This is a genomic window from Nocardioides sp. Leaf285 (genome assembly GCF_001422955.1).
Lineage (GTDB): Bacteria > Actinomycetota > Actinomycetes > Propionibacteriales > Nocardioidaceae > Nocardioides > Nocardioides kribbensis.
In genome coordinates this window covers 701,958-715,986 of the sequence record NZ_LMNH01000003.1, presented here as the reverse complement: position 1 = coordinate 715,986, position 14,029 = coordinate 701,958, and the positions used below count along the sequence as shown (strand labels likewise).

Annotated in this window: 16 protein-coding genes; 6 read left to right on the top strand and 10 right to left on the bottom strand. The window is 73.7% G+C overall.

Annotated elements, in window-relative coordinates:
* Positions 1-34: 34 nt before the first annotated feature.
* Positions 35-1,855, bottom strand: a complete 1,821-nt coding sequence (locus ASF47_RS11700) for a 3-hydroxyacyl-CoA dehydrogenase family protein (RefSeq protein ID WP_165699041.1) — start codon at positions 1,853-1,855, stop codon at positions 35-37.
* 79 nt (positions 1,856-1,934) lie between these two features.
* Positions 1,935-2,516, bottom strand: a complete 582-nt coding sequence (locus ASF47_RS11695; protein WP_056864143.1) for a GNAT family N-acetyltransferase — start codon at positions 2,514-2,516, stop codon at positions 1,935-1,937.
* Positions 2,517-2,541: 25 nt separating this feature from the next.
* On the opposite strand from ASF47_RS11695, the gene nucS reads away from it, so the two are divergent.
* Positions 2,542-3,231, top strand: coding sequence for an endonuclease NucS (gene nucS / locus ASF47_RS11690; protein ID WP_056864142.1), 690 nt, complete (start codon positions 2,542-2,544; stop codon positions 3,229-3,231).
* Positions 3,232-3,233: 2 nt separating this feature from the next.
* On the top strand, positions 3,234-3,605 hold the full coding sequence (locus ASF47_RS11685) for a DUF952 domain-containing protein (RefSeq protein ID WP_056864141.1): 372 nt from the start codon (positions 3,234-3,236) through the stop codon (positions 3,603-3,605).
* Between the two features lie 32 nt (positions 3,606-3,637).
* Here ASF47_RS11685 and ASF47_RS11680 read toward each other — a convergent pair whose 3' ends face one another.
* Both ASF47_RS11680 and ASF47_RS11675 read right to left on the bottom strand, forming a co-directional pair.
* Positions 3,638-4,753, bottom strand: a complete 1,116-nt coding sequence (locus tag ASF47_RS11680; RefSeq protein WP_156697864.1) for a sensor histidine kinase — start codon at positions 4,751-4,753, stop codon at positions 3,638-3,640.
* A 67-nt stretch (positions 4,754-4,820) separates the two neighbouring features.
* Positions 4,821-5,747, bottom strand: a complete 927-nt coding sequence (locus tag ASF47_RS11675) for an FAD-dependent oxidoreductase (RefSeq protein ID WP_056864139.1) — start codon at positions 5,745-5,747, stop codon at positions 4,821-4,823.
* 115 nt (positions 5,748-5,862) lie between these two features.
* On the opposite strand from ASF47_RS11675, the gene ASF47_RS11670 reads away from it, so the two are divergent.
* Positions 5,863-6,975, top strand: a complete 1,113-nt coding sequence (locus ASF47_RS11670; RefSeq protein ID WP_056864138.1) for an alpha/beta hydrolase — start codon at positions 5,863-5,865, stop codon at positions 6,973-6,975.
* A 92-nt stretch (positions 6,976-7,067) separates the two neighbouring features.
* Positions 7,068-8,402: a metallophosphoesterase family protein gene (locus ASF47_RS11665; protein WP_056864137.1), complete on the top strand. Its 1,335-nt coding sequence runs from the start codon at positions 7,068-7,070 to the stop codon at positions 8,400-8,402.
* Between the two features lie 14 nt (positions 8,403-8,416).
* On the opposite strand, the gene ASF47_RS11660 is transcribed toward ASF47_RS11665, so the two are convergent.
* The 5 genes from ASF47_RS11660 to ASF47_RS11640 all read right to left on the bottom strand — a co-directional run bounded on the left by ASF47_RS11660 (position 8,417) and on the right by ASF47_RS11640 (position 12,371).
* Positions 8,417-8,941: a ferritin gene (locus tag ASF47_RS11660; protein ID WP_056864136.1), complete on the bottom strand. Its 525-nt coding sequence runs from the start codon at positions 8,939-8,941 to the stop codon at positions 8,417-8,419.
* A 58-nt stretch (positions 8,942-8,999) separates the two neighbouring features.
* Complete coding sequence (locus tag ASF47_RS11655) at positions 9,000-9,206, bottom strand: hypothetical protein (protein ID WP_082500337.1); 207 nt, start codon at positions 9,204-9,206, stop codon at positions 9,000-9,002.
* 53 nt (positions 9,207-9,259) lie between these two features.
* Positions 9,260-11,272, bottom strand: a complete 2,013-nt coding sequence (locus ASF47_RS11650; RefSeq protein ID WP_056864134.1) for a protein meaA — start codon at positions 11,270-11,272, stop codon at positions 9,260-9,262.
* Positions 11,273-11,350: 78 nt separating this feature from the next.
* On the bottom strand, positions 11,351-11,650 hold the full coding sequence (locus tag ASF47_RS11645) for an STAS domain-containing protein (RefSeq protein ID WP_056864133.1): 300 nt from the start codon (positions 11,648-11,650) through the stop codon (positions 11,351-11,353).
* A gap of 124 nt (positions 11,651-11,774) precedes the next feature.
* Positions 11,775-12,371: a hypothetical protein gene (locus ASF47_RS11640; RefSeq protein WP_156697863.1), complete on the bottom strand. Its 597-nt coding sequence runs from the start codon at positions 12,369-12,371 to the stop codon at positions 11,775-11,777.
* Between the two features lie 93 nt (positions 12,372-12,464).
* On the opposite strand from ASF47_RS11640, the gene ASF47_RS11635 reads away from it, so the two are divergent.
* Both ASF47_RS11635 and ASF47_RS11630 read left to right on the top strand, forming a co-directional pair.
* Positions 12,465-13,040 (top strand): cob(I)yrinic acid a,c-diamide adenosyltransferase, encoded by a 576-nt coding sequence (locus ASF47_RS11635; protein WP_056864131.1) that lies wholly within the window; start codon positions 12,465-12,467, stop codon positions 13,038-13,040.
* Positions 13,033-13,833 carry a hypothetical protein gene (locus ASF47_RS11630; RefSeq protein ID WP_056864130.1) on the top strand — a complete coding sequence of 267 codons (801 nt, stop codon included), beginning with the start codon at positions 13,033-13,035 and terminating at the stop codon, positions 13,831-13,833. The genes ASF47_RS11635 and ASF47_RS11630 overlap by 8 nt, the downstream gene beginning before the upstream one ends.
* Here ASF47_RS11630 and ASF47_RS21105 read toward each other — a convergent pair.
* Positions 13,830-13,973 (bottom strand): hypothetical protein, encoded by a 144-nt coding sequence (locus tag ASF47_RS21105; RefSeq protein WP_156697862.1) that lies wholly within the window; start codon positions 13,971-13,973, stop codon positions 13,830-13,832. The two genes, ASF47_RS11630 and ASF47_RS21105, sit on opposite strands and share 4 nt — an antisense overlap.
* Positions 13,974-14,029: the final 56 nt, after the last annotated feature.

Below are 14,029 nucleotides of genomic sequence, written 5' to 3'. Positions count from 1 at the left end.
CCCTCGCCCGCTGCCCTGCGGCTGTGCCTGTGCCTCAGCGGGCGGAGTAGTCGCGGAACCCCCGCTTGGTCTTGCGGCCGAGGTAGCCGGCGGTGACCAGGTGCTCGAGCAGCGGGGCCGGGGCGAAGCCCGGCTCGCGGAACTCGAGGTAGAGCTCGCGCTGGATGGCCAGCGACACGTCGTTGCCCACGACGTCGAGCAGCTCGAAGGGACCCATCGGGAGGGCACAGCCCTGCTTCATGGCCACGTCGATGTCGTCGGCGGTGGCGTAGTGGGCCTCGAGCATCTTGACCGCGTCGTTGAGGTAGGGGAAGAGCAGGGCGTTGACGATGAAGCCGGCCCGGTCGCCGCACGAGACCGCGACCTTGCCCACGGCCGCGCACAGCGCCCGCGTGGTCTCGGTGACCTCGTCGGAGGTGGCCACCGTGGAGACGACCTCGACCAGCTTCATCACCGTGGCGGGGTTGAAGAAGTGCATGCCGACGACGTCCTGCGGCCGGCTGGTCACCGTGGCCATGGCGATGATGGGCAGGCTCGAGGTGGTGGTGGCCAGGATCGCCCCCGGCTTGCAGATCTCGTCGAGGTTCTCGAAGAGGGTGGTCTTGACGGCGAGGTCCTCGGCGATGGCCTCGACCACCAGGTCCACGCTCGCCAGGTCCTCCAGGCTCGTGGTGCCGCTGATGCGGGCCAGCACCTCGGCCTTGGCCTCCTCGGTGGCCCGCCCGCGCTGGATCTGCTTGTCGAAGCTGCGGGTGACGGTGGCGCTGACGCCGTCGACCTTGTCGGCCGAGCGGCCCACGACGAGCACGTCGTAGCCGGCCTTGGCGAAGACCTCCACGATGCCGCTGGCCATGGTGCCGGTGCCGACGACGCCGACCTGGCGGATGTCGTGGCGCAGCTGCGGCAGCTCGTCGGCCGACGGGGTCGCGGCGTCGGCGACCACGACCGGGCTGTCGGGGGCCTCGTAGGTGTAGAAGCCGCGCCCGGTCTTGCGGCCCAGCAGACCGGCGGTGACCATCTGCTTGAGGATCGGGGCGGGCGCGTGAAGGCGGTCGCGGCCCTGGCGGTACATCGTCTCGAGGATCTCGTAGGCGGTGTCGAGGCCGATCAGGTCGAGCAGCGCCAGCGGGCCCATCGGGTAGCCGCAGCCGAAGCGCATCGCGGCGTCGATGTCCTCGCGCGAGGCGTAGCGGCCCTCGAACATCGAGGCGGCGTGGTTGAGGTAGCCGAAGAGCAGCGTGTTGGCGATGAACCCGGCCTTGTCGCCGCAGACCACGGGGCTCTTGCCCAGGCGGCCGAGCAGCGCCTGCACGTCGTCGAGCACGGCGGGCTCGGTGACGACCGTGCGCACCACCTCGACCAGCTTCTGCACCGGGGCGGGGTTGAAGAAGTGCACGCCCACCACGCGGCCCGGGCGCGAGGTGGCGCTGGAGAGCTCGGTGACCGAGAGCGAGGAGGTGTTGGTGGCCAGCACCGTGTCGGGACCGACGATCGCGTCGAGCTCGCGGAAGATCGCCTGCTTGGTCGCCATCGACTCCACCGCGGCCTCGACGACCAGGTCGACGTCGGCCAGGTCCTTCAGCGACGTGGTCAGGGTGACCCGGCCGAGCAGCTCGGCCTGCTCCTCCTCGGTCAGCTTGCCGCGGCGCACCGCACGCCCCGTGGAGTGCTCGAGGTACTGCCGGCCGCGCGCCACGCTCTCCTCGCTCAGCTCGACGCCGACGACCGCGAAGCCGTGCCGGGCGAAGACCTCGGCGATGCCGGCGCCCATCGTCCCGAGCCCCACCACGCCGATGGCGGTGAAGTCGCGGCCGGCGTCGGCGGAGGTGTCGGGAGTGGTCTCGAGGCTCGTCATGGGCGGCATCATGGCACGCGTCACCGACCCGGGCCGTGAACTAGTTCACTCACCGGTAACTTGAACGATCCAGACCCGCTCAGGCCCCACGACGTCCCAGCCGGCGAGACATCGCGACCCGCGGACCCGCGGCGACGGCGCCCCCGCGCTCGAGGCCCGCGGCCCGCTCGGCGGCCAGCGCGCGCGCCACGTACGCCGGCGGCCGCGCCTGCTCGGCGTACCCCAGGCGGGCGTAGAGGGGTCCGTTCCACGGCAGGTCGCGGTAGGTGGTCAGGGTCATCAGCCCGGCGCCCGACCAGCGCGCCTCCTCCTCTGCCGCGCGCACCAGCGCCGTGCCGATCCCGCGACGACCGTGCGAGGGCAGCACCGAGAGCTGCGCGAGGTGGACCGCCCCCGGTTCCTCGTGGCCGTGGTCCACGACGTGGGCGAAACCCACCACCTCCTGGTCCGTGCCGTGCACGGCCACGAGCACGGAGCCGGGCAGGGCCGCGCGGTCGAGCCCGGAGGGCGCCGGGGCGAGCAGCGCGGCCGGCAGGTCCTCCCCCAGGTGCGCGCGGAAGAGGGCTCCCCCGCTGTCCTCGACGGCGGCCAGCCGCCGCAGCTCGGAGGGGCGGGCGTGGCGCACGCGCCAGGCCGGGGGGAGCGGCGGGTGGTCGGACACGGGCGCCACTGTAGATTCCTGGCCCGTGAGACTCGTCGTTGCGCGCTGCCAGGTCGACTACGCCGGACGGCTGACGGCGCACCTGCCGATGGCCACGCGGGTGCTGATGATCAAGGCCGACGGGTCGGTGCTGGTGCACTCCGACGGCGGGTCCTACAAGCCGCTGAACTGGATGTCGCCGCCCTGCACGCTGCGCGAGGCCACCACCGAGGAGGGCCAGGTGGAGTGGACGGTGCGCAGCCGCGCGAGCGCCAAGGGGCCCGAGGACACCCTGCGGATCCTCATCGAGGAGGTCCTCCACGACTCCTCCCACGACCTCGGGGTCGACCCCGGCCTGCAGAAGGACGGGGTGGAGAAGCACCTGCAGGTGCTGCTGGCCGAGCAGCCGGCGACCCTCTCGCCCGGGCTCACGCTGGTGCGCCGCGAGTTCCCGACCGCGATCGGCCCGGTCGACCTGATGTGCCGCGACACCGAGGGCCGCAGCGTCGCCGTCGAGATCAAGCGGCGCGGGGAGATCGACGGCGTCGAGCAGCTCACCCGCTACCTCGAGCTGCTCAACCGCGACCCGCTGCTCGCGCCCGTGCGCGGCATCTTCGCCGCCCAGGAGATCAAGCCCCAGGCCCGGGTGCTGGCCACCGACCGCGGGATCGCCTGCGCCCTCGTCGACTATGACGCCCTGCGCGGCGTCGACGACCCCACCCACCGGCTCTTCTGACCGTGGCGACCTCCGCTGCGGGTGCGCCCCGGCTCTTCCACGTGGCGCTCGCGACCGACTGGGAGGCGGCCCGGGAGTCGGGCACCTACACGACCTCCACCCGCGGCGTGAGCCTGGAGCAGGAGGGCTTCGTCCACGCCAGCCGCGCCGACCAGTGGCGCGGGGTCCACGCGCGCTTCTACGCCGACTGCCCCGACGCCCTGGTGCTCCTCGAGATCGACCCCGCGCTGCTGGGGTGCGACGTGGTCGACGAGCCGGTGGAGCCCGGTCGGGCCGACGCCGAGACCTTCCCCCACGTCTACGGCCCCGTGCCCGCGGCCGCCGTCGTGCGGGTGCTGCCCCTCGACGAGGCGCTGCGCGAGGGTCCGGGCTGACCCCCCGGGCTGACCCTGAGCGCCCGCGCCGCTCAGGCCACCGGCTCCACGCGTGCCGGGAGCAGCACCGAGACCGTCGTGCCGACCCCGGGCTCGCTGTCGACCTCGATCCGGCCCCCGTGGGCCCGCACGATGCTGTCCACGATGGACAGACCGAGGCCCGCTCCCGGCACCTGGTCGCGCACCGCCCGCGGCGAGCGGTAGAGCCGGTCGAAGATCTGCGGCACCTCGACGGCCTCCATGCCCGTGCCGGTGTCGCTCACGCTCAGGGCCAGGTCGCCCTCGCGCGGCGCGCAGTCGACGAGCACCCGCCCGCCGGGAGCGGTGAACTTCACGGCGTTCGACAGCAGGTTGTCGAGCACCTGCCCGAGCCGCTGCTCGTCGCCGGTCACGAGCAGGGCACGCGCCCCCTCGGGGGCCACGCCCGCCGCGAGCGTCGAGGAGAGCTCCAGACCCCGGCCCCGGGCACCGACCCGCGCCCCGTCGACGGCGGCGCGCACCACCTCGACGAGGTCGACCGGCTCGGCGTCCATGTGCTCGCGGTCGTCGAGGAAGGCCAGGTCGAGCAGGTCGTTGACCAGCCGCAGCTCGCGGTTGGCGTTGCGCTCCACGATGGCCAGCATGCGGCGCGCCGCCGGGCCGACCTGGCTCTCGCCGAGGTCGAGCAGGAGCTCGGTGTAGCCGATGATCGACGTCAGCGGGGTGCGCAGCTCGTGGGAGACCGTGGCCAGGAGCTCCTCGCGCACCCGGTCGGACTCCTGCTGCAGCGCGAGGCGCGCGGTCACGTCGCGCACCGTGGCGCAGGTCAGCGGCTCCCCGTCGTGGGAGACCGCCGCCAGCGAGATCTCGGCCGGGAACTCGGTGCCGTCGGCGCGCACCGCCGCGAGCTGCAGCAGTCCCATGGCCCGGGCGCCGCCACCGCCGGTGAAGGCCCCGCGTCGCGCAGGGTGGGCCTCGCGCAGCCGCGGCGGCACGAGGACCTCGACGGGCTCCCCCAGCAGGTCGTCAGGGTCGTGCCCGAAGACCGCCGAGCACTGGGCGTTGGCGCGCACGATCCGACCGTCGGCGTCGATCACCACGATGGCGTCGGGCGACGCCTCGAAGACCCCGCGCATGAGAGCGCTCTCGTCGGGTGGTCGATCCTCCACGCAGCGACAATAGGCCGCGGGGGACGCGTGACGCGTCCCGCCTGATCCGTGGGTCGTACCGATTCGGTCACACCAGGGCGGCGACCTCGTCGGCGCACCCCCAGGAGAGCGTGACGCCGGCGCCCCCGTGGCCGTAACAGTGGACCACGTCGCCCACCCGCTCCAGGCGCACGTGCGGTCGCGCCGGCCGCAGCCCCACGGCGTGCCCGAGCACCGGAGCCGCCGAGATCCCCGGCACCAGGGCCTCCGCCCGCTCCAGCAGGCCTGCCGCCGTCGCGAGCGACGGGGTGCGGTCCCACACGCCCTCCTCCGCGGTGCCGCCCACCACCACGTCGTCGGCCCGGGGCACGACGTACGTCGGTCCGGTGCCGTCGAGCCACCACCGGTCGACCCCGGTCCGGGCGACCCGCACGACCTGGCCCCGCACCGGGGTCACCGCGAGGTCGCCGGCCAGCAGCCGGGCGCCGAGCCCTGCGCAGTCGACCACCAGCGCTGCGTGCGGGCCGCTCGCCGGCAGGGAGCCCAGCGCCAGCCGCGTCAGCGAGCCGCCCGCGGCCAGCACCTCGCGCTGCAGCCACCTGAGGTAGCGCGGCATCTCGACCACCGGTGCCGCGAACCGGTAGCCGTCGACGAAGCCCGCCGGCAGGTCCGTCGCCGTGGGTCGCGACAGGTCGGGCACCGCGCCGGCCCACCACGGATCGGGCGTCGCCGCACGGAGGACCTCGGTGCCCACGACGACACGCACCCCGGTCCGCTCCCCGTCGGGGTCGGCCGCGGCGAGGGCGACCAGCTCCTCGCGGGTGGTCGCCGCCCACCCGCTCACCCGCTCCTGCGGTCCGGCGCGGTAGGGGTACCAGAGCGCCGCCGCCACCGCCGAGGTCGTCTCGAGCGGCAGGTCGCGCGCGACCACGTCGACGCGGTGCCCGGCCTGGAGCAGGCGCAGGGCACAGGTGAGCCCGACGACCCCCGCCCCGACCACGACCACGCGCTGCACGCCCTCAGTGTGGACCACCGCGACCCCGTGCGGTGCCCGTCGAGGCGGGCGGACGTCAGCGACGTCACATACCGTCAGTACGCCACGACGGCCCTTGTTGAATTATGTTCAACACATGTCGCTCCCCCGCACGTCGCGCCCGATGGGCCGCCGCCCGCTGCCGGCGCTCGCCCTCGTCCTCGCCGTCGTCGCGGCGGTGCTCCTGCCGGTCGCGGCCGGCACCGCCGCGGTCGGTGACGGCTCCGGCGTCACGCGCACCGGGGCCGACCGCGTCGTGTCCCACCCGGTGCGCTTCGACCTGCGTAACCTCAACGAGACCTCGGTGCCCTGCGTCGCCGACGGCGAGGCCTACCCCGTGCGCGCACGCCTCGTCGGACCCCGGCGCGACGTGCTCGGCCAGACCGGCAGCACGCGGGTCAACGTCCTGGCGCACGACGCCGGCACCGGGTCGTGGTTCTGGCGCATGCCCGGGCGACCCGCCCTCGACTACGCCGCGGCACTGGCCCGGCGCGGCGAGACCTCGCTGGTGCTCGACCGCCTCGGCTACGACGCCAGCCCGCTGCCCGACGGCGACGCCACCTGCCTGGGCGCCCAGGCGACCATGCTCCACCAGGTCGTGCAGCACCTGCGCAGCGGGCGTTTCGTCTTCACCTCGGGCCCGGTGGGGAGCACTCCCCTGCACGCCGCGAAGGTCGTCGTGCACGGACACGGCACCGGCGCCGCGATCGCACAGCTCGAGGCCGCGGAGTTCACCGACGTCGACGGCCTGGTGCTGATGTCGTGGTCCGACACGGGCGCGACCCGTCGCGCCCTCGACGAGGCGGTGCGCCAGTCGTCGGCCTGCCTGGCGAGCGCCGGCGGCTACACGGCGTACGGCGCGAGCGCCCGCGACTTCCGCGACCTGCTGTTCTCCTCCGCGCCCGCCGCGGTCCAGCGCGCCGCCGCCGAGCGGCGCAACGCCGTGCCGTGCGGCGACGTCGCCAGCCTGGCCTCGGCGCTGGGCGCCTCCCTGGCCACGACCGACCGGATCGCAGAGCCCGTGCTCCTCCTCCACGGCAGCGAGGACCGGCGCTTCGACGCCGACTCCGCCGCAGCCCAGGCCGACCGGTTCTCCTCCAGCCCCGCGGTGGCGGTGCGCACCGTCCGCGGCGCCGGCAGCGCCCTGCCCCTCGAGGCCCAGTCGGCGCAGGTGCAGCGCGCGGTCCTGCGCTGGCTCGCACGCCGCTGATTTCGCGGCGCGGGCCGGTCGCGTCGTTCCACCCCGCCACGCGGTCCCGGCGGCCTACGGTGAGGGCCCGCTCCCGGCCCCGAGGTGGATCCGTGCCGCTCCGCTCCCTCCGCACCGGCACCGCCGCCGGGCTCGTCGCCCTGGCCACGGCCGCCGGCCTCACCAGCCCCGCCACGGGCCCGGCCCTCGCCGCGACCCCGACGGCAACGACGGCCACGACGGCCCACGGCGTGGAGCGCCGTCCGGGCGACGGCGGGTTCGGCGACACCGCCGTGCCCCTGCCCGACCGGGGCGACGACCCGGTGCTCACCGTCGTGTCGAGCCCCGACTTCATGAACGCCGACGTGGGCGACGTGTCGGGGCTGGCCCGCTGGGACGGCGTGCACAACTCGATCAACGACCGCTACGTCACGGCCACCGGCGTCGTGCTCGAGCAGCTGCGGGCCGAGGAGCCCGACGCCGTCCTGGTCGCCGGCGACCTGGTCGAGGGGCACTGGGGCGTCGACGTCGACCGCACGGGCATCTTCGGACCCGTGGACACCCCGGCGCGGGCGCGGGCGGCCGTCGGACGCGCCGGCGCGCTCTACTTCGGCGCCTGGGCCCGCCTCTTCGCCCGGCACGGCCTGCCGCTGCCCCACGTGGCCGTGGGCGACCACGAGATCGGCGACGACCCCTGGCCCGGCGGCTCCTTCGACCTCGCCGCGGTGCCGACCTACAAGCGGACCTTCGCCGAGGCCCTCGTCGGCGCCCGCTACGCGCGCTCGCACCGCCCCGTGGGCACGCCGTACGCCGCGACGTCGTACTGGACCGCGCTGTCACCCGAGGTCATGCTCGTCTCGGTCGACGTCTTCGAGCCACGACCCGCGACAGGCGCCGGACGCGACGGCATGCGCCTCGACCTCTCCGGAGCGCACCTGCGCTGGTTCCGGCGGACCCTGGCGGAGGGACGCGAGCGCTTCCGGTGGGTGGTCGTGCAGGGTCACGTGCCGGCGCTCGGCCCGGTGCGCACGTCCGGCTCCTCCGGGCTCCGGCTCGACGACGGCCCGCGGTCGAGGATGTGGCGGGCCATGACGAGCGCCGACGTCGACCTCTACCTGGCCGGCGAGGTGCACGACGTCACGGCCATCGCCCGCCGGGGTCAGCCGGTGCAGGTCACCCACGGCGGCCTGTTCGCCTTCGGCGGCACCACCTACCTGCGCCTCGACGTCTTCGAGGACCGTCTGGAGCTGAGCACCTACGGCTTCGACACCCGGGTCGACCGCGACAGCGGGACGTTGTGGCAGACCAGCGAGAAGCGCGCCGTGCCCCGCGACCTGCGCTACGAGCCCGGGCGCCGCCTGCGCGGCTCGGCCGTGCTCACGCCCACGGGCCGACTCGTGACGCGCAGCGGCGACCTGGCGCCGGCCACGGAGCTCGACGGCCGCTGACAGGGCGGGTCGGCTCAGGCGCCGGCGGCCCGGGGGGCCGTGGGGTCGGCGCCCTCGGCGCTCTGCTCACGCGCGACGTAGTCCTCGATGTCGTCGATGTCGTCGGCGTTGCGACGCACCACGGCGAGCAGGTCCGACATCGTCGCGACCTCCTCGACCTGCTCCTTGATGAACCACTGCATGAACTGCTCGGAGGCGAAGTCGAACTCCTCGCGCGCGGTGCGCAGCAGCGCGTTGATCTGCTCGGTCACGCGACGCTCCTGCTCCAGGGCGAGCGCGACCGGCGCCACGACGTCGTCGAAGGTCGGCACGGGCGCGTCCACACCGGGGATCGTCACCGGCGAGTCGGTGTCGAGGAGGTACTGCACCATCATCATGGCGTGCTCGCGCTCCTCGAGCGCCTGGCCGTAGAAGAACGCCGCCATCTGCGGCATCGTCTCGGCGTCGTAGTAGACCGCGCAGGCGAGGTACTGGTTGTGCGCGGCGAGCTCGTTGCCGATCTGGGCGTTGAGCTGCTCGACGAAACGGGCGGCGGGCACGGTGCCTCCTGGCGGGCGCGGGACGGACGGACGACGTGGCCGCGGGGCGTGAGGAGGGTCAGGCCGCCTTCGCGAGCTTCTTCTTGCTGACCTTCTTGCCGTCGACCCTGACCAGCTCGCGACGCTTGACCGTATACCCCTCGGGCAGGGTGCCCTCCTTGAGCATCCGCAGCGGGCAGCGCCCGCACTTGGACTTGGAGACGCAGCACTTGGTCTTGGGCAGCTTGGCGACCTTCGCGCCCTTGCCCTTCGCCTTCTTGCTCACGACCACCACGCTAGCACGAGGTGAGGGTAGCCTCACCTCATCTCGCCGGGCGGTCAGCCGAGCCCGTGGGCCTCGCGGATCACGTCGACGATGCCGCCCATGATCTCGGTGAGACCGAAGTCCTTCGGCGTGTAGACCGCGGCCACGCCCAGCTCGCGCAGGCGGCGGCCGTCGGAGTCGGGGATGATCCCGCCGACGATGACGGGCACGTCGTCGACACCGGCCTCGCGCAGCCCGTCGAGCACGGCCGGCACCAGCTCCATGTGCGAGCCGGAGAGGATCGAGAGGCCCACGCAGTGGACGTCCTCGGCCACGGCCGCCGACACGATCTGCTCGGGGGTCAGCCGGATGCCCTGGTAGACGACCTCGAACCCTGCGTCCCGGGCGCGCACGGCGACCTGCTCCGCGCCGTTGGAGTGGCCGTCGAGCCCCGGCTTGCCGACGAGCAGACGCAGCCGCCCGCCCAGCTCCTCGCCCGTGGCACGCACCCGGTCACGCACGGTCGAGAGCTCCGTGCCGGCCTCGGCGGCGCCGACCGCGCCGCTCACGCCGGTGGGGGCCCGGAACTCGCCGAAGACCTCGCGCAGCGTGCCGGCCCACTCCCCCGTGGTCGCCCCGGCGCGGGCGGCGGCCAGGGTGGCGGGCATGAGGTTCTCGTCGGTCTTGGCGGTGGCGGCCAGGGCGGCCAGCGCCTCGGCCACCGCCGTCTCGTCGCGCTCGGCCTTCCAGGCCTCGACCGAGGCCCGCGCCGACTGCTCGGCCTGGGGGTCGGCGGCCATGATGGCGCCGTCGAGGTCGGCGGTGAGGGGCGAGGGCTCGGTGGTCTCGTAGACGTTGACGCCGACGATCTTCTCCTCGCCGTTCTCGATGCGCCCGCGGCGGGCCGCGTGGGCCGAGACCAGCTCCTGCTTCATGTAGCCCGACTCGACCGCGGCGATCGCCCCGCCCATGGCCTGCACGCGGTCGATCTCGGCACGGGCGCTGGCGACGAGCTCGGCCACCTTGGCCTCGATGACGTGGGAGCCGTCGAAGATGTCGTCGTACTCCAGCAGGTCGGACTCGAAGGCCAGCACCTGCTGCAGCCGCAGCGACCACTGCTGGTCCCACGGGCGCGGGAGGCCGAGGGCCTCGTTCCAGGCCGGGAGCTGCAGGGCGCGGGCGCGGGCGTTCTTCGACAGCGTCACCCCGAGCATCTCCAGCACGATGCGCTGCACGTTGTTCTCGGGCTGGGCCTCGGTCAGGCCGAGGGAGTTGACCTGCACGCCGTAGCGGAAGCGGCGCATCTTGGGGTCCTCGACGCCGTAGCGCTCCCGGGTGATCTCGTCCCAGAGCTCGACGAAGGCCCGCATCTTGCAGGTCTCCTCGATGAAGCGCACCCCGGCGTTGACGAAGAAGGAGATCCGGCCGACGACCTTGCCGAAGTCGGCCTCCGAGACCTGGCCCGACTCCTTGACCTGGTCGAGCACCGCGATCGCGGTGCACAGCGCGTAGGCCAGCTCCTGGGTCGGCGTCGCGCCGGCCTCCTGAAGGTGGTAGCTGCAGATGTTGATCGGGTTCCACTTGGGGATCTGGTGGACCGTGTAGGCGATCATGTCGCTGATCAGGCGCAGCGAGTGCTCGGGCGGGAACACGTAGGTGCCCCGCGAGAGGTACTCCTTGATGATGTCGTTCTGCGTCGTGCCGGCCAGCTGCGCCGCGACGTCCTCGGGGGTGACCTCACCACCGGGCGCCGCGCCGGCCTGCTCCTCGGCCACGACCTGGTACATCGCCAGCAGCCACATCGCGGTGGCGTTGATGGTCATGGAGGTGTTCATCGAGGTCAGCGGGATGTCCTGGAAGAGCTTGCGCATCTCGCCGAGGTGCGGCACCGGCACGCCAACCTTGCCGACCTCGCCGCGGGCCATGACCGAGTCGGGGTCGTAGCCGGTCTGGGTCGGCAGGTCGAAGGCGACCGAGAGCCCGGTCTGCCCCTTGGCCAGGTTGGTGCGGTAGAGCGCGTTGGAGGCCGTGGCGGTGGAGTGCCCGGCGTAGGTGCGCATCACCCAGGGCTTGTCCTTCTCGGTCATAGACTGAGAGTAGGGCGAGATCTACCGCTTGGTAACCGGCGTCCGGTGTGGCACATGTGACACCCGCCACCGGCCGGCTCAGGCCGTGACGCGGTCGAGGTCGACGACGCGGATGAGGTGGGAGAGGTGCAGCAGCCGCCGCACGGCGGGGCCCGCGCCCCGCAGCACGAGGTGGTGGCCCTCGATCGAGGCCTGCCGGGTGGCGAAGGCGAGCACCTTCAGCGCCGTCACGTCGACGGTGTCGACGTCGGTGAGGTCGACGACCACCTGGCCGTGGGCGTCGAGGTGGTCGTAGAGCGCCGTGCGCACCCGGAAGGTGCTCCGCACGTCGAAGTCGCCGTGCAGCGCCAGCGTGGGTCCGTCGGTGGTGATGTCCATCGTCGCCCTGCCTCCCGAGCCGCGGCGCCGCCGTCGGCGCCGCTGTCACCTACCTTGACGCCTCCGGCGGGCGTCCGGTTGCACCGACCGGGTGACTTTCTGCGACGTGTCGGTAGGTGAAGCCTCAACCGGAGGCGGTCGCGGACCCCGACACACGGTCCTGGACCACCGCGAGGGCCCCCGTGGCGAGGCCGATGAGGGCCATGCCCGCGACGCCCTCCGGGGCGAAGATGTGCCCGATGTGCACGAGGTAGGCCCCCGGCAGGAGCACGAGGCCCACCAGCGCGGGCACCCGCAGCCGCGCCAGCTGGTCGGCCGCGAGCACCGCCACGCACGCCAGCAGGGCCCACGACCCGATCTCGCCCAGCGGCGTGCCGATGCGGAACATCAGGCTCACCGCCGGCGGGCGGGGCACGCCGGGCCCGAGCTCGTGGGTCACCCAGCCGGCGCCGATGCCGCTGATCACGTCGAGCGCGGAGTAGAAGGTGGCGTAGACGTAGGCCGTCAGCCGCACCACCCACGACACCGGGTCGCGCCGGCCCCGCACGAGGGCGGCGAGCGCGGCGCCGACGAGGGGGAAGACCAGCAGGCCGGGCACGTGCAGCGCGAACCAGCGCCACGAGGTGTCGTAGCTGAGGCCGTGGGGGTGGAAGAGCCCGGCCGCCGCCAGCACGAGCCCGGGCAGGGCGAGCAGCAGGGGCCAGGTCACGCGACGACTCATGCCTGCGAACCTAGCCGGGCCCAGGTCGGACCGGCGCGGCCGAGGAGACGCCGGGCGGGCCGAGGGGGCCGAGCGGGCCGATAGGCTCGCTCCATGGTCAACCTCACCCGGATCTACACCCGCACCGGCGACGCCGGCGAGACCCGCCTGGGGGACATGAGCCTCACCTCCAAGAACGACCCCCGGCTCCACGCCTACGCCGACGTCGACGAGGCCAACGCCACCATCGGCGTCGCCGTGGCCCGCGGCGGTCTCGAGGACGACGTGGTCGCCCTGCTGACCCGGATCCAGAACGACCTCTTCGACGTCGGGGCCGACTTCTGCACCCCGGTCGTCGCCGACCCCGAGTTCCCGCCGCTGCGCATCGAGCAGGACTACGTCGACCGTCTCGAGCAGTGGTGCGACGCCTACAACGCCGACCTGCCCGCCCTGCGGTCCTTCATCCTCAACGGGGGCACCGAGGGAGCAGCCCAGCTCCACGTTGCCCGCACCGTCGTCCGTCGCGCCGAGCGCTCCGCCTGGGCCGCCTGGTCCGAGCACGCCGAGACCATGAACAAGGTCGCCATCACCTACCTCAACCGGCTCTCCGACCTGCTGTTCATCCTGGCCCGCCACGCCAACCGCCACCAGGGCGACGTGCTCTGGGTGCCCGGGGGCGAGCGTGGCTGAGCTGTCGCCCGACCGCTTCTGGTCCCTGGTCGACCTGCTCGGCGGTCGCGTCGACGCCGCGGGCGTGGCCCGCCTCGAGGAGGCGCTGCTCGCCGCCGACGTCGAGGAGACGCTGGGCTTCGCCGACGAGCTCGACGCGCTGGTCAGCGAGCTGGTGGTGAGGTGCACCGTCGTGCTCGACCCCGACGAGCAGCGCGTCGAGGTGCCCGACGAGGTCGCCGAGCCGGCCGAGCTCGTCGCCACCGCGGTGGTCGCGGCGGGCCGCGACACCCACGACCGGGTGCTCGGCGCGGGGCAGCCCCTGTCCTCGCGCGAGTGGGCGTGGCGCGAGGCCGCCCTCCTGCTCGAGGCGGGCATGGGCGATGAGCGCCTCGACGACCTCGAGGGTCCCGACGTGCTGCTGCAGTGGCGCACGACGCAGGTGCCCGACCGCGTCGACACCGACTGGGACGCCGACGCGCTCGGCGGGCTCGACCTCGGCGTCGACCCGACGCTCGGCGTGGTGCTGGCGCGCGACCCCGACCTCGAGGAGGCCCTGCTCCGGCTGCAGGCCGACCCGGAGTACCAGCGCCGCCGGGCGCTCATCGACGGCATCGACCTCCACCTGGTGGTCTCCGAGGTGGCCGAGCCCGAGCTCACCGCCTGGCCCACGCCCGAGGCGGTCGAGCACGCCGTGCTGGAGGTGCCCGTCGGCACCTTCGCCCTCGACGGCTCACCGCGCACCGACACCTACCTCGACCTTGTGGTCACCCTCGTCGTCTCGGTGCAGGAGCAGCTGGGCGACCCGGGTTAGTCGCGCGTCACGCCGGCGCCGGGCTCCCCCGTGCACCGGCACTCCTCGCGCTGGAGCCACCAGCCGTTGCGCACCACCGCGGAGTGGGTGCAGGTCATGCCGTGCCAGTCATGGCGGCAGCTGTCGCAGACGAGGCTCATGGTGACTCCCGAGGTTCGGTCGAGGTGGGGAGGCCTGGCCGAGATCCTGCCCTCCA